The organism is Microbacterium sp. GW823-FHT02G05, assembly GCF_058797175.1.
Genome location: NZ_JBXAJK010000001.1, coordinates 462462 through 488514, shown reverse-complemented (window position 1 = coordinate 488514; position 26053 = coordinate 462462). Strand labels below are relative to the sequence as shown.

Sequence of the window (26053 nt, the reverse complement as noted above, 5' to 3'; positions counted from 1 at the left end):
GGGCATGAGCAGTTCTTCCTCGTCCTCGTCCGTTTCGCATCGGCGTCCGGCCATCGTGCTCGGTGCGCTGATCGCCACCCTCCTGCTGCTGGCGCTCGCGGTGCAGCAGTGGGCGGTTCCCGCCTTGGGCGCCACGGGAGATGTGGTCGCCCAGGGTTCTGCGGGCGGCACGTCCGAGGCGGACGGATTCATCGCGGACGGCGACTCCGTGGGCGTCTTCGATGCGCACCTGCCCGCCGTTGCGAACCTGGATCCGGCGCTCGCCGACGCACTGCAGCGTGCCGCGACAGATGCCCTCGCCGATGGCGTCGAGGTCCGCGTCAACAGCGGCTGGCGTTCGCCCGACTACCAGGCGCTGCTGCTGCGGGACGCTGTCGCCGAGCGCGGCGCGGAAGAAGCGGCGCGCTGGGTCGCGGAACCCTCGGCGTCGGAGCACGTGACGGGTGAGGCGGTGGACCTCGGCCCCTGGCCTGCGCTCGACTGGCTCGCCCAGTTCGGCGCCGACTACGGACTCTGCCAGATCTATCAGAACGAGCCGTGGCACTACGAGCTGCGCGCGGATGCCGCGCACAACGGCTGCCCCGAGATGTTCAGCGACCCGACGACCGACCCGCGGATGACCCGATGAGCGCGCCGCTTCTCACCTCTCCTACGGTGCGTCTGGGCGCCCCCACTCTGCAGACGATCACGGGGGCTGTCGCCGGCAACGTGCGCGCGATCCAGGCGGCGACAAACGGTCCGGTCATGGCGGTCGTGAAGGCGGACGGCTATGGGCACGGCGCGGTGGCCGTCGCGCGGGCAGCGCTTGCCGCGGGCGCGACCTGGTTGGGAGTGACGGATGTGTCGGAGGCGGTGATGCTTCGCCATGCCGGGTTCACTGTGCCGATTCTCACCTGGCTGCACCCGGCCGGCATCGACGGTTCCGTCGCCGCGACCTACGGCATCGATGTGGCGGTGGGGTCCTGCGAGGAGCTGCGCGATCTGATCGTCGACGTCCGCGACGCGGGCACACCAGCGGTGCGCGTGCATCTGCACATGGATACCGGGATGGCACGCGGTGGTGCCCCTGTGGCCGCATGGGCGGAACTCCTGCGGGTTGCACGATTCGGGCAGGATCAGGGCAGCATCCGCGTCGTCGGGATCATGGGGCACCTGCCGCATGCAGACCGAGCGGATCCGGCCGCGAATGCTCCGGCGGTGCGCCGCATGCGCGCGGCCCGCGATGCCGTGCTTCGCGCAGGTCTCGGACCGGTGATCGTGCACCTCGCCGCGACCGCCGGTGCGTTGACGGATCCTGCCACCCACTTCGATCTCGTTCGTGCAGGGGCGGGACTCGTCGGCATCGACCCCTCGCAGACCGTTGGACTCTATGGCGCATCCCGGTTCACGGCCCCGATCGTGCATTCCGCTTCGCTCGACGCGCGCACTCCGGTTGGCTACGGCGGCCTTCATGTCACGGACGGGCCGACGCGGGTGAGCGTGATCGGCGTCGGCTACGCCGACGGGATTCCGCGCGAGCTCTCGCCCGCGGCATCCGTCCAGATTCTCGGACAGCCGTTCCGGATCGTCGGACGCGTCTCCATGGATCAGATCGTCGTCGACACCGGGCCGCAGACCTTCGCCCGCGGCACGGTTGCCACGATCTTCGGCCCCGAGGGCGACGCGACGCCCACGATCTATGACTGGGCCCGCTGGGCGGGCACGATTCCCCACACCATCGTCTGCGGCATCGGGCCGCGCGTCCAAAGGAGCACACTGTGAGCAGCATCCCGGAATCCGTCATCGTCGTCGGCGGGGGCGAGAACGAGGAGCACGAGGTGTCGCTCGCCTCCGCGGCTGCGGTGGCCGAGGCGCTTCAGGGCGCGGGATATCTCGTCGATCCCGTGACGATCGGCCGCGATGGCATCTGGAGGCTGGGGGAGCAGGTGCTGGGGCAGACTCCGGCCGACTCCCTCACAGCCGTGCTTCCGGCGCTCGGGCATGCGGATGTCCTCTTCCCTGCCGTACACGGGCCGCTCGGCGAGGACGGCACGCTTGCGGCGCTCTGCGCCCTGACGCACACGCGCCTCGTCGGATCCGACCTGCGGGCGGGTGCGATCGGCATGGACAAGGGGCTCACGAAGCTGCTGGCCGAATCCGTCGGGGTGCGCACGGCACCCGGCCGGGTCATCGCGGCCGCAGAGATCGGCGAGATCGAGTTCGAGGGTGACGTCGTCGTGAAGCCGGTGTCGTCGGGGTCGAGCTACGGGGTGAGCCTGGTGCAGGATGCCGCGCAGCTGAGCGATGCGCTGCGCACGGCGGCCCGGTTCGACCGGCGCATCCTGATCGAGAGCGTGGTGCGGGCGCGGGAGATCGACGTCGCGGTGATCCGCGAAGCCGACGGCAGCTGCTGGGCGCCGCCGCCGTTGGAGATCCACGCGAGCGGCGTCTTCGACACCGACATGAAGTACGACGGCACCGCGCAGTTCACCGTGCCCGCCGTGCTCACGACGGACGAACGCACGGCTCTCATTCGTGCCGCGCGCACCATGTTCGACGCCCTCGGATGTCGCGGGGTGGCGCGCATGGACTTCTTCCTCACCGCGGACGGCCCCGTGCTCAACGAGGTCAACACGATGCCCGGGATGACCGCGTTCTCGCAGGTGCCGCGCATGTTCGCCGCCGCGGGGGTCGACTATCCCGAGCTCATCACCCGTCTCGTCCAGGGGGCGGCGGTGCCCGGCCCGGTGCGGCAGGAGGCGCTGCGGGGCACGACGTGACACGGCTCGGCTGGGCCGACGTCGCCAAGGGCGTGTGCATCGTGCTGGTCGTCTTCTGGCACGTTGCGACCAAGCATGTGCAGGCGGGCGATCCGATCTCGGATTTCTGGATCACGCTCAACACCCAGCTGCTGCCACTGCGGATGCCGCTGTTCTTCGTTGTCGCCGGACTGTTCGCTGCCCGCGTCGTGGCGGCGAACGAGGCGCAGGCTCTCTGGCGCCGCGCATCCCAGCTCTCCCTGATCTACGTCCTGTGGGTACTGATTCAGACCTCCGCCCTCGCGTTGACACCGCAGTTCGACACCGCGCGAGCACGCACGGGGTGGGAGCTGCTCGCGCAGCTCACGTTCAGTCCGACGAACCTCTGGTTCCTCCTCGCGCTCGCCGCGTATCTGGTCATCGGCCGAGCCGTGCGGGCCGTGCCGACGTTCGTGGTGCTGCCGGCGGCCTTCATACTGACGGCGACCATCGCGACCGGAGTGATCCCCGACAGCGGCAACCTCTGGCAGGTGGCGCAGAATCTCCTCTTCTTCTTGATCGGGCTGCGCTGTCGCGCTCTCGTGATGCGCGTGGCGGAGCGTGCGCGGTTCTCACGGATGCTGGTGTGGATCGTGCTCTACGCAGGGGCGCTCGCCGCCGTCGCCCTTCTTGGTGCGCGGCAGGTCTTCGGCGTCTGGCCGGTGCTCGCGCTGCTCGCGGTTCTGGGTGGCGTCTCGGCCTGCGCCCTCATCGACAGGCGGATGCCGTCGCTGGCCGCGCCGCTGCGCTGGCTCGGTCAGCGCACTCTGCCGATCTATGTGATCCACATGATCCCGCTCGCGCTGCTCGACCAGTGGGTGCGCGCGGTGCCGGGGCAGACCGCTCCGTGGATCGAAGCGGTCATGCCTCCGGTGCTCACCGTCATTGTGATCGCGGCTTCTCTCGGCACCCATGCGCTGCTGCGGGGGGCGCGCCTCGGAGTGCTCTTCGACCCGCTCCCCACCGGGATCACACTCCGGGGTAGAGCGCCTCGGCGATCTCGCGCACCACGGTGACGTTGCCGAGGGTTCCGGGGAACGTGTCGGACGTCGGGATCGAAATGAGGCGACCATCGCGCACCGCGGGCATGTCAGGGAACGTCGCGGTGAGGTAGTCGCGCACCGCTGCTTCATGCTCGGGATTGCGCACGGCGAAGACGAGTGCGTCCGGTGCTTCGGCGGCGAGCGATTCGGGGGTGATCTCGGCGGCGAAGAAGCTCGCGAAGGCAGCGTCGTCGGGGGAGTACACGTTGTCGGCTCCGGCGAGGCGGAGGATGTCGTACTCGATACCTGCGCCGATGGCAGACAGGGTGGTGCCGTCCACGTAGACCTGCGCGACGCGGAGCTTCTCCTGCGTTGACACTGCCTCTTCGACCGCGGCGAGTTCAGCCGCGGACTCGTCGATGAGCGCGGCCGCTTTCTCCTCCACGTCGAAGATCGCGCCGAGGTTCTTGAGGTCGATGAACAGATCAGCCACGGTGCCCGACATCCGGCGGTCGAAGCATCCGCCGGTTGCTGTGTACGCAGCCACGCCAGCCTGCGTGAGTTGTTCGATGCTCGCGAACCCTTGCTCAGCGGTGAACTCGTACGTTGTCGGCGAGTAGACGAAGTCGGGTTCAGCGGCCAGCAGATCCTCCCGGCTCGGTGGTGCTTCTCCGCCGATCACCGGCACATCAGCGGCAAGGGGTGCCACGTCTGCGGGCAGCGGTTGGACGGATGCCTGAGCCTGTCCGACGAGCCGATCAGAGAGCCCCAGGCGAAGAAGGAGTTCCGTCTGCGAGGGGTGCATCCCGACCACAGCGCGTGGCGACGCGGTGACGTCGATCGTGCGACCGCAGTTCTCCAGCGTGATGGTCTCTTCCGCGCGGGGAGCCTCAGCGGCGGTCACGCCGCTGCCGCAGGCGGTCAACGCGAGAAGGCCTGCGCCGCTGAGTGCGGCCGTCAGGGCGATACGGGATGAGCGGTGCCAGGTGGTCATGCGGTTCTCCTTGCGGGTGAGGACGGGCGCTGCCCGTCGGAGGGGGATCGAGGATGGAAGGTCATTGATCGGTTGCCTGTGTCGTTTTCGAGAGCGATGCGAGCATCGACGGCGAACACGTCGCCGACCAGGGCGGGGGTGAGGACGTGCTCGGGGATTCCGGATGCGACGAGTCGTCCTTCTCTGAGTACGGCGATGTCGTCGCAGAAGGCTGCGGCGATGTTCAGGTCGTGGAGGGCGGCGATCACCGTCTTGCCCAGGCCGCTGATGACCCGCATGAGGTCGAGCTGGTGGGCGATGTCGAGGTGATTCGTGGGTTCGTCGAGCACGAGTACTGCGCCGTCTTGGGCAAGGGCGCGCGCGAGCATCACGCGCTGTCGCTGGCCGCCGGAGAGGCGGCGCACGAGACGGTCGCCGAGGTCGAGTACGTCGGCGGTGCGCAGCGCATCGTCGACGATGCGGCGATCGTTCGCGGTGTCCCGGCTGAACGGCGGGCGATGAGGTGCGCGGCCGACGGCGACGGTCTCGCGCACGGTCAGGTCGAAATCCGAGGGGGCGTCCTGCAGCATGACCGAGACTGTGCGGGCGAGCGTGCGCGCCGACATGCGTGTGATGTCCGTGCCGTCGATGGATACGTGCCCGCTGTGCGGGCGGCGCCCGGCGAAGAGGGTGCGCAGCAGTGTCGATTTGCCGCTGCCGTTCGGGCCGACGAGCCCGACGATGCGACCGGTGCCGATGTGCAGATCGATCTCGTGCAGCACGGGCTGGCTCCCGAGCGTCACCGAGACGCGGTGGAAGGACACGCTCATCGGTCGAACCCTGCGCGCTCACCGCTCTGGCGCAGGAGCCAGAGGAAGAAGGGGGCGCCGACGAAGGCAGTGAGGATGCCGAGAGGGATCTCTGCGGGAGCGGCGACGGTGCGGGCGAGGAGGTCGGCGACCATGAGGAAGAGCGCGCCGCCGAGTACGGTGATCGGCAGCATCCGGCGGTGATCCGAGCCGACGAGAAGCCGGGCGATGTGCGGTATCACGAGGCCGACGAAGCCGATCCCCCCGCTGACGGCGACCACGGCGCCCGTCAGGAGCGAGGCGACGACCAGCAGCACCGCCCGGAGCCGGGTGGTGCGGACTCCGACGGCGAGGGCGGATTCGTCGCCGGCGAGCAGGGCGTTCATGGGGCGGATCAGGCCGGACACGACGATGCAGGCGAGAAGCAGGGCGAGCGCGGGGATGAGCAGAGAGGGCAGGGTTGCGGCGGAAACGCTGCCGAGCAGGAAGAACATGACGCTGACGACGTTCTGGGCGTCGGTGGTGATAGTGAGGTAGCTCGTCACCGCGCTCAGCAGTGCGCCGAGCGCGACCCCGGCGAGGATCATGCGCGTGGGTGACAACTCGCCGCGGTTCTGCGCGAGGACGGCGACGGCGAGGCAGGTGAGCACAGCGCCGAGGAAGGCCGCTCCGCTCATCGACAGGCCGAGAAAGGCAGCTCCTCCCGAAACGATCACCAGCACTGCGCCCACGCTGGCTCCGGAGGAGACACCGAGAATGTAGGGCTCGGCTAGGGGGTTGCGTACGACGACCTGCATGATGGCGCCAGCCAGGGCGAGAGCTGCTCCGGTGAGGCCAGCGAGGAGGGTGCGGGGGAGGCGGAACTGCCACACGGCCTGGTCTTGCAGCGTGGTGAGGGTGCCATCGGACATCCATGGCATTCCCGGCATGAGGTGTCCAGTGACGATCTTCGACGCTTCGAGAGGGGAGACGGCGATCGTTCCCGTTGCGGACGAGAGGATCAGCACGACGACGATCAGCGCGGTGAGAGCAAGGATCGCGGGCGCAAGGGGGGTATCGGTGTGTTCGCGAAGGCGGGATCGCTGCGGCGCGTCACGGCGTGGGGGGCGAGTCAGAGCGGAAAGCACGACCGCTATCTTATACATAATGAGAATCATTCTCAGTTACGCTGTTCTCGACCCGAGGAGAACTCATGATGATCGTTCCCGACCTCTGGCGCGCCGCCGCACGCGCGCCGCGCGGTCTCGCCGCCAGCGCCCTGCTACAACTCGCCGTCTACGGCACGCACCTCGGGCAGGCCATAGCGCTCGCCGTGGCGCTTGCGGCACTCGTGGCCGGGAACATCGAGCGCGCGCTCGCCGGAGTGCTCGCTTTGCTCAGTGCCGGGATTCTCCGGCTCCTGTTATCCATGGCGCAGGCGCGTGCTGCCGCCCGGCACGGCGCCGATGTGCGAGAACGACTGCGCTCTGATGCGTTGCGGGCGGTTCTTGTCCCGCACAGCCTCCACGATCTCAGTCAGCGCGACGGTGCAACCCATATCGCGCTCGCAGACGGCATCGACGGCGTCGACACCTATGTCTCGAAGTACATTCCCTCCGTCATCCAGCTGCTGGCAGGAAGTGCCACCGCCGTCGCGATTCTTGCCGTGCTCTCGCCCGCCGCCGCGGCCTGCGTCGCATGTGGCATCGGCCTCGCGATCCTCGGTCCGTGGGGTTGGAAGCGGATGCTGGCGCGACGAGGCCTCGCACACTGGGACTCCTATGAGGCGCTCAGCGCTGACCTGCTCGAAGCGCTGCGGGGGATGTCCACACTGAGGATGCTGGAGGCAGTCGGCTCCACGCGGGCGCAACTGCATGGCCGCTCGGAAGAGCTGCGTCAGGCGACGGAACGCGTCATGCGGGCCTCTCTGGCAGAGACCGCGATCATCGACCTCGCCGTGCAGGCCGGCGTTGTCGCCGCAGCGATGCTCGCGATGGGCGCGGCCGCCACTGGAAGCACCCCGACCGTCGAGGTTTACGCGCTGCTGCTCCTCTCTTCCGAAGCATTCCGCCCCGTGCGTGATCTGTCTCGACAGTGGCACGCGGGCTTCCTCGGGGTGAGCGCCGTGCCCGGTCTCGCCGCACTCGGAGCCTTCAAACGAGAACAGGGGGCGGAGGCCCCCGTCGCGGCGGACGCAACCGCATCGCCCCCGGTGCTCAGCCTCTCCGGGGAGGGCGGACTGTGCGTGACAGGGCTGACCTACCGGTACCCCGGTGCGGATCAGGCGATCATCAGGGGTCTCGATCTGCAGGCACGCGTTGGGGCGGTGCACGCGATCGCCGGAGGATCGGGCGTCGGAAAATCCACCCTGTTCGATCTGCTCCTCGGGTTCCTCCTCCCGGATGCCGGGAGCATCGAACTCCACGGGCGGCCTTTGCGCACAGCCGACATCGCCGTGCTCTCACAGCGGCCCGTGCTCTTCGCAGGAACCATCCGCGAGAACATCGCTCTTGACCGTGCCGATGACGAAAGCGTTCGTGCGGCGTGCGCTGCCGCGGGCATCCTCGATGAGGTCCTCGCCATGCCGGGCGGATTCGACACGCCCGTCGCTGAGGCGGGGTCGAGCCTTTCTGGCGGACAGCGTCAGCGCCTCGCCCTGGCGCGCGCGCTCCTCGCCGACCGGCCGGTGCTTCTCGTGGACGAGCCGACAAGCGCACTCGACGAGACGGGGGCTGAGACCATCGCCGACACGCTCGACAGGGTGGCCCGGGAAAGGATCGTGCTCATGATCAGCCACCGGTCAGAAGCGCTGGCCCGTGTCGGCGAGGTGCACCATCTGAGCGACGGGCATCTGGAACGAGTGCACCCATGAGCGGCCAGGGCACACTCTCGACATTGGCGCGACTACTCCCTCCGTTGCGGGCAGAATGGCCGCGCATCGTGACCGGCTACCTTGTCGCCACGATGAGCATGCTCACTCTGGTCGCGCTCGGCGTCCTCGCGGCACTCGGCGTGGGCCGAGCAGTCATCGACGGCACCCTCCCGTCATCGGTGTGGTGGTTCGCGATGGTTGCCCTGGTACTGCTGCGTGTTGTGCTGACCTGGCACGAGATGGATGCGTCCCACGCGCTCGCCTATCGAGTGCTTGCTCGCCTGCGTATGGCGCTCTTCGATGCCTACGCTCGAAGCGTGCCGGGGCGGTGGCGCGAGCACAGCGGTCGAGCAGCAGGCGTGGTGATGACCGATCTGGAGCGACTGGAGTTCTTCTACGCGCACACCATCGCTCAGATGGGTGCCGCCGTCACCGTCTTTCTCGTCGCCGTCCTCGGCGCACTGGCGGTGATGCCGGGCGCAGCGCTCGTCGTGCTGATCGGCGGTATCGCGGTGGCGACATCAGTATGGTGGTCGGCGGCGACAGCGCATGAGATCGGGCATGCGGAGCAGCGTGAACGAGAATCGCACTCGGAGCGCATTGTCGATGCGCTCGGTGCAGTGCGAGAGGTCCTCGCCTACGGTCTGGAACAGCGCATCATCGAACAGGTGCGCGACAGCACCCGCCGATCGGGGCGCACCTCGAGGCGTCGTGCCGTGCTCAGCGCGGGGGTCGATGGGCTCAGAGAGCTGCTGCTGAGCGTCGTCGTCGTCGCGATCATCGCTCAGGGGATCGTCTTTCCTGTCGCCGACGATCTGCTGGCGTGGCTGCCTGCGCTGCTCGCGCTCGCGGTCTCGGGGGTGGCGAGCGTGGCAGAGGCTGCGCGGATCGGGTCCGCGCTGCACCCGCTTGCGGCAGCGGCGCAGAGAGTCGGCGACGCCCTGGAGCGTCCCGCGACTGTGACGGCGGCCACCCAGCCGCTGGCCCTGCCATCCGGCGCTCTCGGTGTGCGCTTTCGTGAGGTCACCTTCGCTTATGGTGACGGTTCGACGGCCTTGGATCGCTGGTCAGCCGTCATTGAACCAGGCGAGCATGTGGGCATCACCGGTCCGTCTGGTGCGGGCAAGAGCACCGCCATCGCCCTCGCTGCTCGTCTCTGGGACCCCACCTCCGGTACGGTTGCGCTCCTCGACGACAGTGGTCGTGAGTATCCGGTGTCAGCGCTCAGCGACAGCGACCTGCGGCGCGTTGTGGCGGTGGTCGAACAGGAACCGAGGCTCTTCCACGGTACCGTGCGGGAGGAACTGCAACGCGGAACGGAGGCGCTCAGTGACGAGGAGCTGCACCGGGCGCTCGTTCGCGTCGGAGCGGACACCTGGATCACACTCGACGACCGTCTCGGAGAGCACGGTATGCGCCTCTCCGGTGGCCAGCAGGCCCGACTCGCCCTCGCACGTGCGTTGTGTCGTGCTCCGCGGATTCTCCTCCTCGATGAGATCACGGCAAGCCTTGACCCGGTGACCGAGCGGGTCATCTCTGACGTGGTCGCGCAGTTCGAGGGCACCGTGCTGTTGGCGTCGCACCGCCGTGAGACGCTCGACCGACTGTCGCGGGTGATCCCCGTCGTCACGACGGTGCCGGTTACAGCCTGTTCACGGCCGTCACGGTGACGACGGCCTCGCCAGCTTCGTCAGATGCTGCAAGGTCGATCGTCGCCGAGATCCCCCAGTCGTGATCGCCCGCGGGATCATCGATGATCTGTCGTGCCGTCCAGGCCGCGGCGCCCTCTTCAAGGATGAGCAGCTTCGAGCTGCGGGCATCCGGGCCCGTGAGGATCTCGTCGTGCTCGGCGAAGTAGGCGTCCAACGCGGTATCCCACCCCGCCACTCCGAACTCTGGGTCGAGCGCGGCCAGCGCCTCGACGTCCTCTCGGGCGGCGAGCTGCACCCGACGGAACAGCTCATTGCGCACGAGGATGCGGAAGGCGCGCACGTTCGTGGTGAGGCGCTTCGGCGCCGGGGGAACGATCGGCTCGTCGTCGGCGCGGTGCAGATCGACGATGCCGTCGTCGGTACCGGTGACCAGCTCCTCCCATTCGTCGAGCAGTGACGAGTCGACCTGACGCACGAGCTCGCCGAGCCACTCGATCAGATCGCGCAGATCCTCGTTCTTGAGATGCTCGGGGATCGTCTGCGACGCCGCCCGGTAGGCGTCCGAGAGGTAGCGCAGCACCACACCCTCGGACCGGGCGATCTTATAGAAGGCCACGTACTCGCCGAACGACATCGCCCGCTCGTACATGTCGCGGACGACCGACTTCGGGCGCACCTCGAAGTCGCGGATCCACGGCTGCGCCGCGCTGTAGGTCTCGAACGCCGCCCCCAGCAGCTCGTCGAGCGGCTTCGGGTACGTGATCTGCTCGAGCAGCTCCATGCGCTCCTCGTACTCGATGCCCTCGCGTTTCATCTCGGCGACGGCTTCGCCTCGGGCGAGGAATTCCTGCTGCCCGAGCACCGCACGCGGATCATCGAGCGTGGATTCGACGATCGAGATCATGTCGAGCGCAAACGTCGCGCTTTCGGGATCGAGCAGCTCGAAGGCGGCGAGGGCGAAGGGCGAGAGCGGCTGATTGAGCGCGAAGTGCGGCGGCATGTCGACGGTGAGGCGGATGCTTCCGTCTGGCGTCTGCTCGACGATGCCGGAGTCGCGCAAGGTGCGGTAGATGCCGAGCGCGCGCCGGGCGAGCTCGCGCTGGCGTGCCCGCGGCTCGTGGTTGTCGAAGATGAGCTGACGCATCGTCGCGAAGGCGTCGCCGCCGCGTCCGATCACGTTCAGGATCATCGCGCTCGTGACCTGCATGTGCGAAGTGAGCGTCTCAGGCTCCGCGGCGATGAGCTTCTGGAACGAGGGCTCCCCCCACGAGACGAAGCCGTCGGGGGCCTTCTTGCGCACGATCTTGCGCTTCTTCTTCGGGTCGTCGCCGGCCTTCTTGATCGCCGCGATGTTCTCCGACTCATGCTCGGGCGCCTGCGCGACGACAGTGCCCGCGGTGTCGAAGCCCGCGCGGCCGGCGCGCCCCGCGATCTGGTGGAACTCGCGGGCGTTGAGCTGGCGCATCCTTATGCCGTCGAACTTCGTCAGGGCGGTCAGCAGCACCGTGCGGATCGGCACGTTGATGCCGACGCCGAGGGTGTCGGTGCCGCAGATCACGCGCAGGAGGCCGCGCTGGGCGAGCTGCTCGACCAGGCGACGGTACTTCGGAAGCATCCCAGCGTGATGCACGCCGATGCCCGCGCGCAGGAAGCGTGAGAGCGTCTTTCCGAAGGCGGTCGTGAAGCGGAATGCGCCGATGAGCTCCGCGATCTCATCCCGCTGCTCGCGGCTGGCGATCTTCGTGCTCGACAGTGCCTGTGCGCGCTCCATCGCGGCCGCCTGCGAGAAATGGACGATGTAGATCGGCGCCTGGCCGGTGGACAGCAGCTCTTCGATCGTCTCGTGGATCGGTGTCGTCTCGTAGTAGAAGTGCAGAGGCACGGGGCGCTCGACGCCGGTGACGGTCGCGGTCTGGCGCCCGGTGCGGCGGGTGAGGTCCTCGGCGAGCTCGGTGACATCGCCGAGGGTCGCCGACATCAGCACGAACTGCGCCTGCGGCAGCGTCAGCAGCGGCACCTGCCAGGCCCATCCGCGGTCGGGATCGGCGTAGAAGTGAAACTCGTCCATGACGACCTGGCCGACGTCGGCATCCGGTCCCTCGCGCAGCGCGAGGTTCGCGAGGATCTCCGCCGTGCAGCAGATGATCGGCGCATCCGCGTTCACCGCGGAATCTCCCGTCACCATGCCGACGTTCTCCGGTCCGAAGATGTCGACGAGCGCGAAGAACTTCTCGCTGACGAGGGCCTTGATCGGTGCCGTGTAGTAGGTCCTGCGCCCCGTGGCGAGAGCCGCGAAGTGCGCGCCGATCGCGACGAGCGACTTCCCTGTGCCGGTCGGGGTCGAGAGGATCAGGTTCTGACCGGAGACGATCTCGATGATCGCCTCGTCCTGCGCCGGATAGAGGGAGATGCCGGTGGACTCCGCCCATTCGACGAAGGCCAGATAGATCGCGTCCGGGTCTGTGGCGGCCCCGGAGTCGCGGAGGGCGGTGGGGTCGAGACGCATCCTTCGATCATCCCTCATGCAGCCGGTATCCCCGTCCCCGAACATCCTGGTGCCGTCTCGAGCATCGCTCCGCGACCTTTTCCCACAGGTGCGAGAGATCACGAACACTCTCGACTCATGTTTCGGTAGCCTCGCAAGGAACGGATGCTTCGAATGAGGGCGGAGACGGACGTGAACACTTTCTTTCAGCGCGCTGTCGGGCTGATCGTGATCGTTGTGGTGCTCGCCGCGGCGGGCCTGCTGTGGTGGGGCGTCGCGATCACGCACCCTCCGACGATCTGGGACTACGGACAACTCACCCTGGGCGGGATCTGGACCGTCTACTACAACTCCGAGCTTCCCAACCTCTGGGTGCTCGGGATGGCTCTGACTCTCGCGCTCATCATGGTCGTCTTCGTGGTGGTCAGTGAACGGGTCGTGGCCAACCGGTACCGTCGCGCCGGCTCTGAGACGGTCAACCTGCCCCTGGCTCCCCGCGTGGTCATGGAACGTACGCGGGGCGAGTTCGCGGGCGAGGTCACCGTGACGGTCCTGATCCCGGCGCACAACGAAGAAGCATCCATCGGGCACACCCTGGCGTCTCTGCAGCGACAGTCGCGCCCGCCGTCGCGTGTGCTCGTCGTCGCCGACAACTGCACGGACGGCACCGTCGAAGTCGCCCGCGCGCACGGAGCAGACGTCTTCGAGACTGTCGGCAACACGCACAAGAAGGGCGGCGCGCTCAATCAGGCGCTGCGCGACCTGCTTCCCACGCTCGGCGACAACGACACCGTCATGATCATGGACGCCGACAGCCAGATCGGCGACGAGTTCCTCGAGGTCGCTGCGCAGCGGTTCACCGCCGACCGCGCACTCATGGCCGTCGGCGGACTGTTCGAGGGCGAGGACGGGCACGGCCTGCTCGGTCAGTTCCAGCGCAACGAGTATTTCCGCTACATGCGTGAGATCAAGAGGCGCCGCGGTCGCGTGTTCGTGCTCACGGGCACGGCGTCGATCTTCCGTTCTGCGGCGCTCCGCGCGATCGCGGATGCACGAGGCACGCTCATCCCCGGCACGACCGGCGAGGTCTACGACACGGCGGCCCTGACCGAGGACAACGAGTTGACGATCGCGATCAAGTCGCTCGGCGGACTCACGATCTCACCGATGGAATGCACGGTCGTCACCGAGCTCATGCCGAACTGGCGGATGCTGTGGGCGCAGCGCCTGCGCTGGCAGCGCGGAGCGCTCGAGAATCTGGGCGCGTACGGGATCACGCCACAGACGCTGCGGTACTGGGCGCAGCAGATCAGCATCGGCTACGGGGTGATCGCGCTCTTCGCCTACTTCCTGCTGTTCGGGCTGATGCTCGTCGCCATGGACACCTGGATCTGGTTCCCGTTCTGGTTGGGAATCGGTGCTGTCTTCGCGGTCGAGCGGGTGATCACGGTCTGGCGGGGCGGATGGCGAGCACGTCTCGTGGCTGTGCTGGTCTTTCCTGAGCTCGTCTACGACTGCTTCCTGAACCTGGCATTCCTCAAGGGCGTGTTCGAGATCGCCTTCGGCCGCAGCGCGACCTGGAAGCACGTGGACCACGGAGTGAAAGTCGGGACGAAGGCGGAGGTGGCGCGATGATGAGTGTGCTGAATGCGGTTCCTGCGGGGCTGCTCCTGCCCGAGTCATTCCTGCTGAGCGACTGGTTCTCGACGCTGGCGACGTTCGTCGCGATCAACACCGTGATCTATGTGATCCTCGGTGTCATCAAGATCGTGCCGCTGCCGCAGCGACCCGGGCACAAGGGGCGCAGTCGTCGGTCAGAGACCCGGAGTATCTACCCCGATGGTTCGCTGTAGCTCGGCGAGCACGGCGGGGATGTCCTCGGGAGGGGTGGGGCGGCCAAGGTAATAGCCCTGGCCGAGGACGGCACCCAGCTCGCGCGCTGCATCCACCTGCTCGGCCGTCTCGATGCCCTCGACCAGCACGCGGGCTCCGACGGAACGCGCCGCGCGGCTGAGGGACGCCACTCGCTCGCGCTCCACCTCGTCATCGAGCGCCGCCCAGAAGAGCAGACGGTCGATCTTGACGATGTCCGGGCGCAGGTCGACGATGCGCTTCTCATCGGCGAGCCCCGCTCCGGCGTCGTCGATCAGCAGGAACGCGCCGAGCGAGGAGATCCGCTCGCGGACCGCCCGGCTCTCCTCGACAGCGGAACCTTCGTACAGCTCAAGACCCCAGGCGCGGGTCGTTCCGGCGAGGATCGCGTCGAGCCCCTCAGCGAGCATCGTCGATGAAGAGGCATTGAGCGTGACGAAGGCGTCTTCGGGAAGGGTGACCGACGTGCCGACCGCCAGTTCGATGAGACGCATCTCCAGCTCGTCGCGCTCGCCGAGAGCCTCGGCGTGCGCAAGGCGTTCGGGCGGCGGAGTGCCGTCGGCGAAGCGCGCCAGCGCCTCGAATCCCACCACCGTGCGGGCGGGCAGGTCGACGAGCGGCTGGTAGAAAGCGCGGGCGTCATCTGCGAGGTGCGTCATCGGCATCCATCTCGTCGGGCGATCACGGCTAAGTGTATAGCTCAGTCGTCGCCCGACACGATGGCCAGTATTCTTGGAGCGGCGGCCACGGGAAGGGGCGCCGATCATCGGCACAAGGGGAGGTGGCGAAGTGGTCGTCCAGCGTATCGAGGTGGAAGACAGCGCCGGACTCTCCTGGCTGGGCTCCGCCTGGCTCACGCGTCTGCGTGGGCGCACCACCACATACTCGATCGTCACCGCCACGATCGTGCTGTTCATGGGCGTGCTCTTCGTTTTCGAGCTCTTCGAAGACGACATCACGGTATTCGAGTACTGGCTGTCGGTGGGCCTGCTCGCCGCGTCGCTTCTGGTGGCCGTGCAGGTGTTCTGGATGGGGCTGCGCTTTCCCGCGTGGGTGGGGATCCTCGTCATCCTGGCGCACGCCCTCGTGTCGGTCTACTACATCGGCTTCTCCGATGAACGGCAGAACACGATCGCAAGCCTCCAGCAGCTGCCGATCATGGCGATGTACTGTGCCTGGTTCTACGGTGCGCGCTTCGCGCGGGTGACTGTCGCGATCATCGTGGGCGCCGTGTGTCTGGCGATCCTGCTGGGACCGTTCGGCCAGCCCGGCGGAATGCTCGGACCGATCAACGTGCTCGGTCTGGCTCTCTTCGCCTGGCTGTGTCTCGAGATGGGACTCTTCGTCCGTCATCGGATGATGCTGCAGATCAATACGGATGCTCTCACCGGCGCACTCAATCGTCGCGGTTTCTTCGAGCAGGCCGCGCGCGAGATCCGTCGTTCCCAGCGGAATACGCATCCGCTCGCGATCGCCGTTCTCGACCTCGACCATTTCAAGACCCTCAACGATGGTGAGGGTCACGCCGCTGGCGACGATGTGCTCAAGAGCCTGGTCGCCCAGTGGATCTCACTCTCGCGCCCGCACGATGTGCTGGGCCGCATGGGCGGCGACGAGTTCGTCATGCTGTTGCCGGCGACCACGGCGGCCGACGCCACGCGGCAACTGCAGCGGATGCGCGACCTCGCGATCCACCCCTGGTCCTGGGGCGTGGCCGAGTTCGCCTCCGGCGAGACGATCGACGACGCGGTTCGTCGGGCCGATGAGGCGATGTACGAGCAGAAGCGCAACCGCTGAGCGTCAGCCCTCGTTGCGGCGCACCATCTCGTTGATCCAGATCGGCGCGAACGGCGATGTGCACCCGGGTGAGGTCGGATAGTCGGCGAGCACCTGCAGGCTGTTGCCGATCGACAGCGCGCGGTCACGCAGTGACGGGTGGAAGATGCCGATCTGCGCGAGCGTCTCGTTCATCGACCACTGCAGGCGTGCGGGAGCTGACTTCATGTCTCGCTCGATGAGATCGAGCAGGTGCGCGAGGTCGAGGCCGTCTGGCGACTTCGCGACGCGCACCGAGGTGAGCGACCAGGCGGCCGCGGCGACCGTGGGGTCGGCGTCCTCGAACCAGCGGATCCGCATCTCCTCCGCGAGCGGTGTCTTCTTCGCGATGTAGTTGACGAACCAGTCGTTGACCTTCGGCACGTCGGTCTCGCGCAGCATCGCGTCGAGTTCATCCGCGGTGAACGAGCGCGGCGTGCAGATCAGCAGCGCGAGCAGGCGCGCGGGGGTCTCACCGGTCGCCCAGAGATCCTGTGCGAGGGCGTGGTCGGTCTTGATCTGCTTCGCGAGTGCCCGCAGCCGACTCAGGTTCATGCCATGGTCGTCGCCGCGCTTCTCGTTCGCTGCACGCATCTTGGGATCTTCGAGAGCAGCGAGCTCTGCGAGCGCTTCCGGAACCGTGAAACCCGGCATGGTCACGCCTTCTTGACGACGCTGGACTTCAGCAGCATGGCGCCGAAGCCGTCGATCTTGCAGTCGATATCGTGCCCGTTGACCGGATCGATCAGTCGGATGTTGCGGACCTTGGTGCCCGCCTTGATGCTGAGCGAGCCCTTGACCTTGAGGCTCGTCACGAGCGTGACGGTGTCACCATCGGCGAGGGGATTGCCGACAGCATCCCTCACCACTGCTTCGGATGCGGGGGCGCCGTCGCTGTCGGACGCGGGCGACCACTCGTGGCCGCACATCGGGCAGACCAGCAGAGCGCCCATCTCGTAGGCGTGCTCGCTGTCGCACTCCGGGCACAGGGGAAGAGAATCGGCCATGCCTCCAGGGTAGGCCGTCGGAGTGCCGTGTCTCAGACCTCGCCGACGAGGGTCGCGCGCATGCGGCGCAGGTCCTCCAGGAGCGAGCCGATGAGGATCCAGTGATCAGACGAGGGGGCGACGACGGCGAGCGGGGCGGTGAGTGCGGGAATCGCGGAGGTGAAGGCCTCGGGTTCCGGGGATGCTTCCGCGACCTGCACCGCAAGGCGGACGTCATGCCCGGCGCGATGCAGCTGCTCGGCGATGGCGCGCGCGGCGGGTTCGTCGCTGATCGTGTCGTCGTAGTGATCGACGTAGGCGCGTGTCATCCCGATCGCCTGCGTGACCACCGGCGTCAGGGTGTCGAGAAGGGTGCGCAGGTGGGCGAGCGCGGCGCGGTGTGCCCCGCCGCGCGGGTTCAGCGCCAGTGATTCCTCGCCCGCGATGAGGGATGCCTCGGCCGCGTCGCGCATCGGACGCAGCAGCCGCGCCTGCAGCAGGATCTCCAGCACGCGCGCGGGAGAGTTCGTCTTTGGGAGGGCGTCGGCGAGGCGGTCGAGCGTCGCGGCGAGCTCGACGCCGAGCAGTCCGATGTCGCGGCGGGCCGGCGCGACGAGCACCGGCGGCACGATCAGCACGTTGATGATAAGTCCGATCGCTGCGCCGATGAGCGTCTCGATGATGCGGGCGAACGCGTAGTCGGGGCTGGAGGCGCCGAGCGCGAGCACGAGCATCGCCGAGATCGCGACCTGGTTGGCCGTGCCCGGGGTGGCTTTGAACGCCCAGGCGATCGTGAGCGCGACGAGGATCGCGAGCAGCACAATCCAGCTGTGCATGCCGAGCAGCAGCGTCAGGAGCGTGGCGATCACGACGCCGACGATGACGCCGATGCTGCGCTCGATCGCCTTCGACAGCGACTGGTTCACGCTCGGCTGCACGACCAGGAGGGCGGCGATCGCGGCGAACACTGGCAGCTGTCCTGGCACGACAAGGCCCGCGAGGATCCACGCCGTGATGGTCGCGACCACCGACTTCACCACCTGCAGCAGTGGCGCCCGTTTCGCCGCCCGCACCGCCGCCGTCATCCGCATGGCGACAACGCTACTCGCTCGCCTGTGGCGCACCGACGTCGGTTGCCCGTGCTTGCATGGACGCATGCAGAATGTCGACCCGCTCCGTGCAGAGAGCCGTGCTACCTGGGCGAGCGTGATCTGCTTCCTGCTCGGGCTCGGCATCGGCCTGCTTGTCATGCAGGGGGCGCCGCGTCCGTTGACCGGGCTCGGCGGCGTGGGTCTCCCTGTCGCGCTCGTGGCGGGCATCATCGCCGCTGCGAGCTTCGTCGTGAGCACGTTCCTGCACCGCAGTGGTGAGACGCGAGAGATGCCGTGGTGGCAGACCGCCATCTCTGATCTCTCGGCGGTCGCGCTCACGATCGCCTATGCGGGAGTGACAGGCCTCGGTGCGCTGCTGACGGTAGAGATCCTGGCGGTTGGTCTGCACGGCCTCGAGCTGCCGATGATCGGCGGGGCGATTCTGGCCGCCATCGCCAGTGCGTTAGGTGGACGCTTCGCGTTCACCGCCGGCATCGGTCTGCAGACACAGGATCTCGCCCGACTCCTGTCGGTCTACCTCGTGATCGGGACGCTGTTCGCGATGATCACGGCGGCCGATCCGTTCTGGTGGCGACTCAACTTCTCTCAGTTGGGCATCGGGAGCGACGCCTGGGCGTTCAACGGCACGGTCATCGTGGGCGGACTCCTCGTCGCGACCGTCGGCACCTACATCGGCCGTGACCTGCACCGTCTGCGCGGCGACCGCGCCCTGCCTCGCATCGTGTGGGTCGTCGCACTCTGGATTGCCACCGGCGTGGCGCTCGGCGCCGTCGGGTTCTTCCCCTTGAACGAGATCGTGGCGTTGCATGACGCCGCGGCGATCGCGACGCTCGTTCTCTTCACGGCGTCGGCGGTCGTGACTACGCTCGCGATGCCCGGACCACCGCGGGCGCTGCAGATCACGACAGCCGCCGTCGTGGTGCTCATCGTCGTCGCGGTCGCGCTCTCCTCCTTCTGGCACGTGTTCACGACGACGGTGCTCGAGGTGATCGTGGTCGGACTCGGGATGCTCTGGCTCACCACCCTCGTGCGCTCGCTGTCGATCCTGGCGCCTGACGAATCGCGTCCGTCGTCGCGCAAGTCGCTGCTGCGGGGCTGATCAGGCGGACGGCTCGGGGCTGGCGAGCGTGCCGGAGGCCGCATCCGCCTTCGGGTCGTCGGTCGTGACGGCCAGCAGTTCGTCGTGCACCGCGCGCAGGCGCAGCAGGAACGCCCGCTCGTCGAGCTTCTTCCGGCGCATCCACGTCGTGACCTCGCCGTTCGACTTGCTGGCATTGCACGAGGCGCAGGCCGGCACGACGTTGGCGATCGTGTAGCGCCCGCCGCGGGAGATGGGCTGCACGCAGTCGCGCTGCAGGGGAACGCCGGATGCTCCGCAGTACGCGCACCCGCCCCAGGCATTGCGCAGCTGTTCCCACTCGAGGGGAGTGAGGTCGTTGTCTGCCGCGGCGACCCGACGACGCCGCTTGCGATTCAGGCGGGCGCGGCGGGTGTTGCTTGCGGGCATGGGGTCACTCTAGGCGAGGGCGGCGATCTAAGGCGGAGCGGAGGAGAAATAGGGCACCTTGCGGATGTGCGGAGGGTGCCTTAGCGCGGAGTGTGGAATCACCACGAATCCACCAGGGAGTCATCATGTACATGCATCCAGACCTCGTTCACAGGGTCGTCGTGCTCGACATGGCGCAACGAGATCGCGATGTCGAGCGGGTCCGGTTCGTCCGCGAGCACCGCGGTCAGATCATCGCACGCCCCGAGGGCCGCCTGCGGCGGATGCTGCGGTCGCTGCGCCGGCCACAGCGACCGACAGTGGAGTGCACCGAGCCGCGCATCGCGTCGGCGCACGGATGACGCGACCAGGCCTCGATGTCGGAGGCAGGTGGCACGATGGGGACATGTTCTTCCCTGCGCCCTCTGCCCCGATGGTGGGGCGCGACGGCGAGCTGCAGCGGCTCCTCGACGCCTTTGCGCGCGCGGTGCAGGGCGAGTCCGGGGCGACGCTCGTCGCGGGTGAGGCGGGCATCGGAAAGACTCGACTGCTGCGTGAGTTCGAGGGGCGCGTCGGCGCGAGGGCACGGGTCGTGACCGGGTGGTGCGTCGACTACGGGGCGACGCCGGCGGCGTACGGGCCCTTGCCGGGCATCCTGCGTGTGCTGATCTCGGCGATCGGCGAGAGCGAGCGCCTGGTGCCCGGCCTCGACATCCTCCCTCTCCTGCTGCCCGAGCTCGGCGAGACGCCGCCGGGGCTGCGCGAGACCACGAGCCCCGAGCGTCTGCGTGAGGCGATCGCCACGGTCATCGAGACGGCCGCCGAACTGTCACCGCTCGTGCTGCTGATCGAAGATCTGCACTGGGCGGATGAGGCGACCCTGTCGACGTTGACGTTCCTCCTGCGCGTCGTCACGCACAGCCGAGTGCTGTTCGTGCTGAGCTGCCGTACCGACGAGGTGCACCGCGGCGGTCCCGTGAGTTCGTTCCTCGCGGGTGCCGAGCGTGCGCGGGTGCTCGAGCGGCTCACGATCTCGCGTCTGGACCCGGAGGCGACCAGGCAGCTGCTGCAGGGGCTCGGACGCACGCACGACGACGCCGCCCTGCTGCGGATGCAAGAGCGTGCAGAGGGTGTTCCGTTCTTCATCGAAGAGCTCGCCGGCTGCGCCAGCGCCCCGATGCCCGACACGCTGAGAGATCTGCTGTTGGCGCGGTTCGACGGCATGAGCGACGAGGCCAAGCGTGTCACGCGCTTCGTGTCGGGCGGTGAGAGCGGCATCTCGCATGCGCTGCTCGCCCCGCTGGCCCACCTGTCTGACGAGGCACTCGACGACGCCGTGCGCGAGGCCGTGGCGGCCGGATTCCTCGTCGTCCGCGATCGTGAAGGCTACGGATTCCGGCATGCCTTGCTGCGCGAGGCCGTGCACGACGACCTTCTTCCCGGGGAGCGTGCACGCCTGCACCGGGCGATCGCCGAGGCGCTCGACGCATCGGCGGCGCCGGACGAGCGCGAGCGCATGCACGCCGGCCTCGCCTTTCACTGGCATCTCGCGAACGACCACCGCCGCGCACTGATCGCCGCAGTCGGTGCGATGGAGCAGTCCAAGCAGAGTTACGCCTTCGCCACGGCAGCGCGCTTCGGTGAGCTCGCGCTCGAACTGTGGGATCAGGTTCCGGATGCTCCGGAGGCGGCCGGTCGCGACCGCGTGACCCTGCTGCTGCGCCTCGGCTCGATTCTTCGCAACGCGGGCGACGGCGAACGGGCCCTCACCGTGGTCGATCTGGCGCTGGACGAGATCGATCCGGTGACCGGCGACGGCACGACCTACGTGCGCCTTCTGCGCGACAAGGCCTACTACCTCGGCAATCTGGGACGCCCCGGAGCGATCGACCTCCTCGTCGACGCCCTCGCCGTGCTGACCGAGCGCGTCCACGATGACCGGCTGCACGCCTCGGTGCTCAACAGCCTCGCCAGTCGCTACATGGTCGCGGGCCGCTCACACGAAGGCCTCATGGCGGCGGACAAGGCCTTCGCCTTCGCTGAACGGTGCGGCTCTCTTCGTGAGATGTCCGTCGCCCGCAATCTGCGTGGCGGGTGCCTCGCGCACCTCGGCGAGTTGGATCGCGCGTTCGTGGACTACGCCGATGCCTACGAATACGCGCGAGGCGACGACAACGGGATGCTCCGCTATCGCGTGAACTTCTCCGACCTCATGATCGTGCTCGGCCGGTACCGCGAAGCGATCGATGTGGCGCAGGCCGGCATCGTGCGTTCGCGCGAGCTCGGAGTTGAACGCACGACGGGTGCGATCATGACCCAGAACATGGCCGAGCCTCTGCTCGAACTCGGAGAGATCGACCGTGTCGAAGCGCTGGTGGCGCACGATCTCGTCATCCCGACGCTCCCTGTCTTCCGTATCTACACGACCAAGACGCGCATTCGCGCGCTGGCCTGGCGCGGTCACGTCGACGAGGGTGAAGCGCTGCTGCGCGAATGGCGGCCACGGTTCGCCGCGGCCGCGCGCATCGATCGCCAGGTCTGGTACTACGACCTCGAGTCGGCGATCGCATTGGAGATCGCTCGAGGAGACTGGCTGGCGGCGTGGGCGATCGTGCAGTCGATGCTCGACGATGACGGCCCGGTCCTGGGCAACAGGCGACGCGTGATGCTCGATGCGGCATGGGTGATCACGGCGCTCCGCGCGTCCGGTGTCGATGTCGCGGCGAACGTCGCCGCGCTCGACTCCGCGTGGCAGGGCATCCCAGAGGTGTTACGCGGTGATCGCTGGTCGCGCATCCTGCAGGCGCTCCTCATGCCTGGGGCATCCGCTCTCGACGAGGCGATCGCGCTGTCTGCCAGCGAGGAGGTGCCGGCGGTCTTCCGGGTGATCACTCGGCTTGAACGCGCGCGGATGCTCGTGGCCGACGGCGATCGCGCCGCCGCGACGGCAGTCCTCGTCGAGGCGGAGGTGCTCGCCGAGGGGCTGGCGCATGTGCGCCTGACCGCCGACGTACAAGAGCTCGCGGCCCGGTCGGGGCTCGGCGGTGGCGATCTGCCGCACGATCCAGACCTCACCGGTCGTGAGGCGCAGGTGCTCGATCTGCTGATCGAGGGTCTCAGCAATCGTCAGATCGGCGAGCGTCTCTTCATCAGTGCGAAGACGGTCAGCGTGCACGTCTCAGCCATCTTGCGCAAGCTCGGGGTGACGACACGTACAGAAGCGGCCGTCGCCGCGGCGCGGCGCGGGGCGGACTGAGGTGCCCCGATCGCGGGCCTTTCGCGCCGCTCTCAGGCGCGCGGTGCGGCCGTGGAGGAACGGACCACCAGCGTCGGTTGGGTCTCGGGGATGTCTCCGACGGCGTCGTGCCCTTCGATCGCGGCGATGAGCCGCAGTGCCGCTGCGCGTCCCAGGGCTTCAAAGGGCTGGCGAACCGTCGTGAGCGCGGGGGATGCATAGGCCGCGAGAGCGATGTCGTCGACGCTGGCGACGGAGATGTCCTCGGGGACGCTGCGTCCGGCTTCGTGGAGGGCGCGCATGAACCCGAAGGCCATCTCGTCACTGCTGATGAACACGGCGGTGACATCGGGGATCGCTGCGATGGTGCGGCCGGCGCGATAGCCAGATTCGGGGGTCCAATCAGCGGGGATGATCGGCGGCGGCGTGATACCGCGATCCCGCAGTGCCTCTTCCCACGCCTGCTGGCGGAGCTGCGTCTCGATCCAGTACTCGTCTCCGGAGACGTGCCAGACAGTGGCGTGTCCGAGGTCGAGAAGGTGGTCGACGGCGAGTTTGGCGATGACCTTCTGATCCACGGCGAGCGGTGCGTCGTCTTCGAGTGAAGCGCGACCGCTGAGGATCGAAGGCACGCGGGCGGTGCGCGCCTTCATCGCAGCGCTGTCGAGATCGACGGGTGCACCCAGCACGATTCCCTCGGCGCCCTGACGCTCAAGGCGGTCGAACGCCTCGAAGAAGGCATCTGGTGAGGAGTGGTCGGCGACGGCCGCGGTGGTCACGGTGTAGCCGTTGGCAGCGGCGGCCTGCTCGATGCCGACGCCGAGAGCGGCGGTGGAGTAACGGTCATTCGAGACGACGATCACGCCGAGCAGACGGGTGCGGCCGGAAGCGAGCGACGCGGCTGCCGCATGGACGCGATAGCCGAGTTCTTCGACCGCAGCGAGCACCCTGCGGGTCGTCTCAGGGCGCACGTTGTCCTGCCCTGACATGACGCGGGAGACCGTCTGCGTGGAGACGCCGGCGAGGCGCGCGACGTCGACCTGGCTGGGGGCGCGGTCTTCGCGAGGGCGTCGAGGTGACATGGGTCAATGGTAGCGATCATTCCGCGAGAATCCAGTACCAGAAGACGGAAAGCATGCGATAATGTGAGCGCAAACAATCTTGTATGGGGAGTGCCATGTCTGACGTTCTTGCCGCAGGATCCATCGCCGCGGATGCCCCGCCGACGGGTGCTGCCACTGTGGCCCCTGCGCTCACGTGGCGTGATGGTGAAATCCTTCGCGACGGGGTGCCCTATCGCATCCTCTCGGGGGCCATCCACTACTTCCGGGTGCATCCGGACCAATGGGAAGACCGCCTCCGACGCCTCGCTGCGATGGGCGCGAACACGGTCGACACCTACGTGGCGTGGAACTTCCACGAACGTGTCGAAGGTGATGTGCGATTCGACGGCTGGCGCGATCTCGAGAGCTTCATCCGTCTGGCGGGTGAGGTGGGGCTCGATGTCTTCATCCGCCCCAGCCCGTACATCTGCGCCGAATGGTCGAACGGCGGTATCCCGTTCTGGCTCTCCGGTCGCGTCTCCGCGCTGCGTACGAGCGATGCCGACTACCTGGCGGCCGTCGATGCCTGGTACGACGAACTGATTCCCCGGCTCGTCCCATTGCAGGCCGCCTACGGTGGGCCGATCGTGGCGATTCAGATCGAGAACGAGTACGGGTCCTACGGCAGCGATGCCGCCTACATGCGACACCTGCGTGATGGCATGCGCGAGCGAGGACTTGTCGAGATGCTCACGACCGCCGACGGCATCACGGATGAGATGATCGCGCACGGCAGTGTGCCCGGCGCGATGGCGACCTTCACCTTCGGCACAGGTGTCGCGACCGCGCAGCGCATGCGCCGGGACGGGGAGGCGCTCATGTGCAGCGAACTCTGGGGAGGCTGGTTCGATCACTGGGGTGAGAAGCATCACGTCCGCGCGGGAGCCAGCACGGGCGGCACGGTGCGCGAACTGCTCGACGCGGGCGGGTCGATCAGTCTGTACATGGCGCACGGTGGAACCAATTTCGGGCTCTGGAACGGAGCGAACCACGACCGGGTCCTGCAGCCCACCGTGACGAGCTACGACTCCGATGCCCCGATCGGCGAAGACGGCACGCTCAGTGAGAAGTTCTTCGCCCTGCGCGAGCTGTTCGCTCCCTTCCACGACGGTGAGCTTCCCCCGGTTCCCGACGCTCCGCGGCGGCAGCGCGCAGCATCCGCCCCGTTGACCCCAACCGCGTCGTTCCTCGACGTCGTCCGTGCGGCACCACTCGTCGACCGCCCGCTCTCTCCGCATCCGCTCACGTTCGAGGAGCTGGGCGCCGAGGATGGCTTCGTCGTCTACGAGTCGACGGTGCACTTCTCGGAGAACCCGACGCTGGTGATTGACGGGCTCCACGACCGGGCGACGGTCTTCCTGGACGATCGGCGCGTCGGCACTCTCGAACGAGACGGTGCACTGACGATGAATCTTCCGAGCGACTCGCGCGGCGGCCTGCTCACGATCGTGGTCGAGAGCCTCGGGCGCATCAACTTCGGTCGCTACACCGGCGAGGGCAAGGGCATCATGCGCGGTGTCACGATCGGCAACCGTTTCGTTCACGGCTGGGCGCACCGGATCGTCCCTCAGGATGCGCCGACCCTCTCCGCCGCTCCGTCCACCGACGGACTCGCGGTCGCGCACCTCGATATCACCGAGGTCGCTGACGCGTGGTTGGCGTTCCCGGGCGGAACCAAGGGGATGGTCTGGCTCAACGGCTTCCTCCTCGGCCGTTACTGGAAGGTCGGTCCGCAGGAGACGCTTTACGCGCCCGCTCCACTGTGGCGGGAAGGGCACAATGAGATCCGCGTACTCGACAGCGATGGGCTTGGCGTCGCGGTCGAGATTCGTGAGCAGCCCGCCTTCGGCGAGGTCGAGGAGTTCATCGGCACCTGAGATGACGTAGAAAGGGGGCGGATGCTGTGTAGCATCC

23 protein-coding genes are annotated in these 26053 nt (G+C 67.8%); 13 read left to right on the top strand and 10 right to left on the bottom strand.

Translation table 11 applies throughout. From position 1 onward, the window contains the following. The first annotated feature begins 4 nt into the window (after positions 1-4). Genes AC1REM_RS02275 through AC1REM_RS02260 form a run of 4 tightly spaced genes read left to right on the top strand, consistent with a single transcriptional unit; the run spans position 5 to position 3793 of the window. A complete protein-coding gene (locus tag AC1REM_RS02275) occupies positions 5-628 on the top strand; it encodes a M15 family metallopeptidase (RefSeq protein ID WP_492513129.1) in 624 nt (207 codons plus the stop codon). Further along, positions 625-1761 (top strand): alanine racemase, encoded by a 1137-nt coding sequence (gene alr, locus AC1REM_RS02270; RefSeq protein WP_492513128.1) that lies wholly within the window; start codon positions 625-627, stop codon positions 1759-1761. Before AC1REM_RS02275 ends, alr begins: the two co-directional genes overlap by 4 nt. After that, positions 1758-2759: a D-alanine--D-alanine ligase gene (locus AC1REM_RS02265; protein ID WP_492513127.1), complete on the top strand. Its 1002-nt coding sequence runs from the start codon at positions 1758-1760 to the stop codon at positions 2757-2759. Before alr ends, AC1REM_RS02265 begins: the two co-directional genes overlap by 4 nt. Continuing rightward, positions 2756-3793, top strand: a complete 1038-nt coding sequence (locus tag AC1REM_RS02260; RefSeq protein WP_492513126.1) for an acyltransferase family protein — start codon at positions 2756-2758, stop codon at positions 3791-3793. The genes AC1REM_RS02265 and AC1REM_RS02260 overlap by 4 nt, the downstream gene beginning before the upstream one ends. Here AC1REM_RS02260 and AC1REM_RS02255 read toward each other — a convergent pair. The 3 genes from AC1REM_RS02255 to AC1REM_RS02245 are packed head-to-tail and all read right to left on the bottom strand — an operon-like array spanning position 3747 to position 6669. Beyond that, the gene (locus tag AC1REM_RS02255) at positions 3747-4754 is read right to left on the bottom strand and encodes an ABC transporter substrate-binding protein (RefSeq protein ID WP_492513125.1); all 1008 of its coding nucleotides are present in this window, start codon (positions 4752-4754) and stop codon (positions 3747-3749) included. The two genes, AC1REM_RS02260 and AC1REM_RS02255, sit on opposite strands and share 47 nt — an antisense overlap. Next, on the bottom strand, positions 4751-5563 hold the full coding sequence (locus AC1REM_RS02250; protein ID WP_492513124.1) for an ABC transporter ATP-binding protein: 813 nt from the start codon (positions 5561-5563) through the stop codon (positions 4751-4753). The genes AC1REM_RS02255 and AC1REM_RS02250 overlap by 4 nt, the downstream gene beginning before the upstream one ends. Further along, positions 5560-6669 (bottom strand): FecCD family ABC transporter permease, encoded by a 1110-nt coding sequence (locus AC1REM_RS02245; protein ID WP_492513123.1) that lies wholly within the window; start codon positions 6667-6669, stop codon positions 5560-5562. Before AC1REM_RS02245 ends, AC1REM_RS02250 begins: the two co-directional genes overlap by 4 nt. Positions 6670-6734: 65 nt before the next feature. Here AC1REM_RS02245 and AC1REM_RS02240 point away from each other — a divergent pair, with 65 nt between their 5' ends. Then, a complete protein-coding gene (locus AC1REM_RS02240; protein ID WP_492513122.1) occupies positions 6735-8393 on the top strand; it encodes an ATP-binding cassette domain-containing protein in 1659 nt (552 codons plus the stop codon). A gap of 68 nt (positions 8394-8461) precedes the next feature. After that, complete coding sequence (locus tag AC1REM_RS02235) at positions 8462-10063, top strand: ABC transporter ATP-binding protein (protein WP_492513121.1); 1602 nt, start codon at positions 8462-8464, stop codon at positions 10061-10063. On the opposite strand, the gene AC1REM_RS02230 is transcribed toward AC1REM_RS02235, so the two are convergent. Beyond that, complete coding sequence (locus AC1REM_RS02230) at positions 10035-12551, bottom strand: DEAD/DEAH box helicase (protein WP_492513120.1); 2517 nt, start codon at positions 12549-12551, stop codon at positions 10035-10037. The genes AC1REM_RS02235 and AC1REM_RS02230 overlap by 29 nt on opposite strands. 171 nt (positions 12552-12722) lie before the next feature. On the opposite strand from AC1REM_RS02230, the gene AC1REM_RS02225 reads away from it, so the two are divergent. Then, complete coding sequence (locus AC1REM_RS02225) at positions 12723-14165, top strand: glycosyltransferase family 2 protein (protein WP_492513119.1); 1443 nt, start codon at positions 12723-12725, stop codon at positions 14163-14165. After that, positions 14162-14383 (top strand): hypothetical protein, encoded by a 222-nt coding sequence (locus AC1REM_RS02220; protein ID WP_492513118.1) that lies wholly within the window; start codon positions 14162-14164, stop codon positions 14381-14383. The genes AC1REM_RS02225 and AC1REM_RS02220 overlap by 4 nt, the downstream gene beginning before the upstream one ends. Here AC1REM_RS02220 and AC1REM_RS02215 read toward each other — a convergent pair. Next, a complete protein-coding gene (locus tag AC1REM_RS02215) occupies positions 14345-15061 on the bottom strand; it encodes an EAL domain-containing protein (protein WP_492513117.1) in 717 nt (238 codons plus the stop codon). The genes AC1REM_RS02220 and AC1REM_RS02215 overlap by 39 nt on opposite strands. 130 nt (positions 15062-15191) lie before the next feature. Between AC1REM_RS02215 and AC1REM_RS02210 the strand changes: the two genes are divergently transcribed. Then, the gene (locus tag AC1REM_RS02210; RefSeq protein WP_492513116.1) at positions 15192-16199 is read left to right on the top strand and encodes a GGDEF domain-containing protein; all 1008 of its coding nucleotides are present in this window, start codon (positions 15192-15194) and stop codon (positions 16197-16199) included. 3 nt (positions 16200-16202) lie between these two features. Here the strand turns inward: AC1REM_RS02210 and AC1REM_RS02205 are convergent, their stop codons facing one another. From AC1REM_RS02205 to AC1REM_RS02195, 3 genes are read right to left on the bottom strand one after another with little or no spacing between them, the layout of a single operon-like run. Continuing rightward, on the bottom strand, positions 16203-16871 hold the full coding sequence (locus AC1REM_RS02205; RefSeq protein WP_492513115.1) for a DNA alkylation repair protein: 669 nt from the start codon (positions 16869-16871) through the stop codon (positions 16203-16205). 2 nt (positions 16872-16873) lie between these two features. Then, complete coding sequence (locus AC1REM_RS02200; protein WP_492513114.1) at positions 16874-17224, bottom strand: zinc ribbon domain-containing protein YjdM; 351 nt, start codon at positions 17222-17224, stop codon at positions 16874-16876. Between the two features lie 32 nt (positions 17225-17256). Continuing rightward, positions 17257-18294, bottom strand: coding sequence for an FUSC family protein (locus tag AC1REM_RS02195; RefSeq protein WP_492513113.1), 1038 nt, complete (start codon positions 18292-18294; stop codon positions 17257-17259). Positions 18295-18358: 64 nt separating this feature from the next. Between AC1REM_RS02195 and AC1REM_RS02190 the strand changes: the two genes are divergently transcribed. Further along, the gene (locus tag AC1REM_RS02190) at positions 18359-19414 is read left to right on the top strand and encodes a DUF998 domain-containing protein (protein WP_492513112.1); all 1056 of its coding nucleotides are present in this window, start codon (positions 18359-18361) and stop codon (positions 19412-19414) included. Here the strand turns inward: AC1REM_RS02190 and AC1REM_RS02185 are convergent, their stop codons facing one another. Further along, entirely contained in the window at positions 19415-19822 is a 408-nt protein-coding gene (locus AC1REM_RS02185; protein ID WP_492513111.1) for an HNH endonuclease, read from the bottom strand. A 125-nt stretch (positions 19823-19947) separates the two neighbouring features. On the opposite strand from AC1REM_RS02185, the gene AC1REM_RS02180 reads away from it, so the two are divergent. Then, entirely contained in the window at positions 19948-20163 is a 216-nt protein-coding gene (locus tag AC1REM_RS02180) for a hypothetical protein (protein ID WP_492513110.1), read from the top strand. A gap of 44 nt (positions 20164-20207) precedes the next feature. Beyond that, positions 20208-23057, top strand: coding sequence for a helix-turn-helix transcriptional regulator (locus AC1REM_RS02175; protein ID WP_492513109.1), 2850 nt, complete (start codon positions 20208-20210; stop codon positions 23055-23057). A gap of 32 nt (positions 23058-23089) precedes the next feature. Here AC1REM_RS02175 and AC1REM_RS02170 read toward each other — a convergent pair whose 3' ends face one another. Further along, complete coding sequence (locus AC1REM_RS02170) at positions 23090-24118, bottom strand: LacI family DNA-binding transcriptional regulator (protein WP_492513108.1); 1029 nt, start codon at positions 24116-24118, stop codon at positions 23090-23092. A gap of 95 nt (positions 24119-24213) precedes the next feature. Here AC1REM_RS02170 and AC1REM_RS02165 point away from each other — a divergent pair, with 95 nt between their 5' ends. Then, the gene (locus AC1REM_RS02165; protein ID WP_492513107.1) at positions 24214-26016 is read left to right on the top strand and encodes a glycoside hydrolase family 35 protein; all 1803 of its coding nucleotides are present in this window, start codon (positions 24214-24216) and stop codon (positions 26014-26016) included. The last annotated feature ends 37 nt before the right edge of the window (positions 26017-26053 follow it).

Coding starts and splice junctions, on each gene's coding strand:
- AC1REM_RS02275 (WP_492513129.1), top strand. CDS start 5: ATGAGCAGTTCTTCCTCGTCCTCGTCCGTTTCGCATCGGCGTCCGGCC.
- alr (WP_492513128.1), top strand. CDS start 625: ATGAGCGCGCCGCTTCTCACCTCTCCTACGGTGCGTCTGGGCGCCCCC.
- AC1REM_RS02255 (WP_492513125.1), bottom strand. CDS start 4,754: ATGACCACCTGGCACCGCTCATCCCGTATCGCCCTGACGGCCGCACTC.
- AC1REM_RS02250 (WP_492513124.1), bottom strand. CDS start 5,563: ATGAGCGTGTCCTTCCACCGCGTCTCGGTGACGCTCGGGAGCCAGCCC.
- AC1REM_RS02240 (WP_492513122.1), top strand. CDS start 6,735: ATGATGATCGTTCCCGACCTCTGGCGCGCCGCCGCACGCGCGCCGCGC.
- AC1REM_RS02230 (WP_492513120.1), bottom strand. CDS start 12,551: ATGCGTCTCGACCCCACCGCCCTCCGCGACTCCGGGGCCGCCACAGAC.
- AC1REM_RS02220 (WP_492513118.1), top strand. CDS start 14,162: ATGATGAGTGTGCTGAATGCGGTTCCTGCGGGGCTGCTCCTGCCCGAG.
- AC1REM_RS02215 (WP_492513117.1), bottom strand. CDS start 15,061: ATGACGCACCTCGCAGATGACGCCCGCGCTTTCTACCAGCCGCTCGTC.
- AC1REM_RS02205 (WP_492513115.1), bottom strand. CDS start 16,871: ATGCCGGGTTTCACGGTTCCGGAAGCGCTCGCAGAGCTCGCTGCTCTC.
- AC1REM_RS02200 (WP_492513114.1), bottom strand. CDS start 17,224: ATGGCCGATTCTCTTCCCCTGTGCCCGGAGTGCGACAGCGAGCACGCC.
- AC1REM_RS02195 (WP_492513113.1), bottom strand. CDS start 18,294: ATGCGGATGACGGCGGCGGTGCGGGCGGCGAAACGGGCGCCACTGCTG.
- AC1REM_RS02190 (WP_492513112.1), top strand. CDS start 18,359: ATGCAGAATGTCGACCCGCTCCGTGCAGAGAGCCGTGCTACCTGGGCG.
- AC1REM_RS02185 (WP_492513111.1), bottom strand. CDS start 19,822: ATGCCCGCAAGCAACACCCGCCGCGCCCGCCTGAATCGCAAGCGGCGT.
- AC1REM_RS02180 (WP_492513110.1), top strand. CDS start 19,948: ATGTACATGCATCCAGACCTCGTTCACAGGGTCGTCGTGCTCGACATG.
- AC1REM_RS02175 (WP_492513109.1), top strand. CDS start 20,208: ATGTTCTTCCCTGCGCCCTCTGCCCCGATGGTGGGGCGCGACGGCGAG.
- AC1REM_RS02170 (WP_492513108.1), bottom strand. CDS start 24,118: ATGTCACCTCGACGCCCTCGCGAAGACCGCGCCCCCAGCCAGGTCGAC.
- AC1REM_RS02165 (WP_492513107.1), top strand. CDS start 24,214: ATGTCTGACGTTCTTGCCGCAGGATCCATCGCCGCGGATGCCCCGCCG.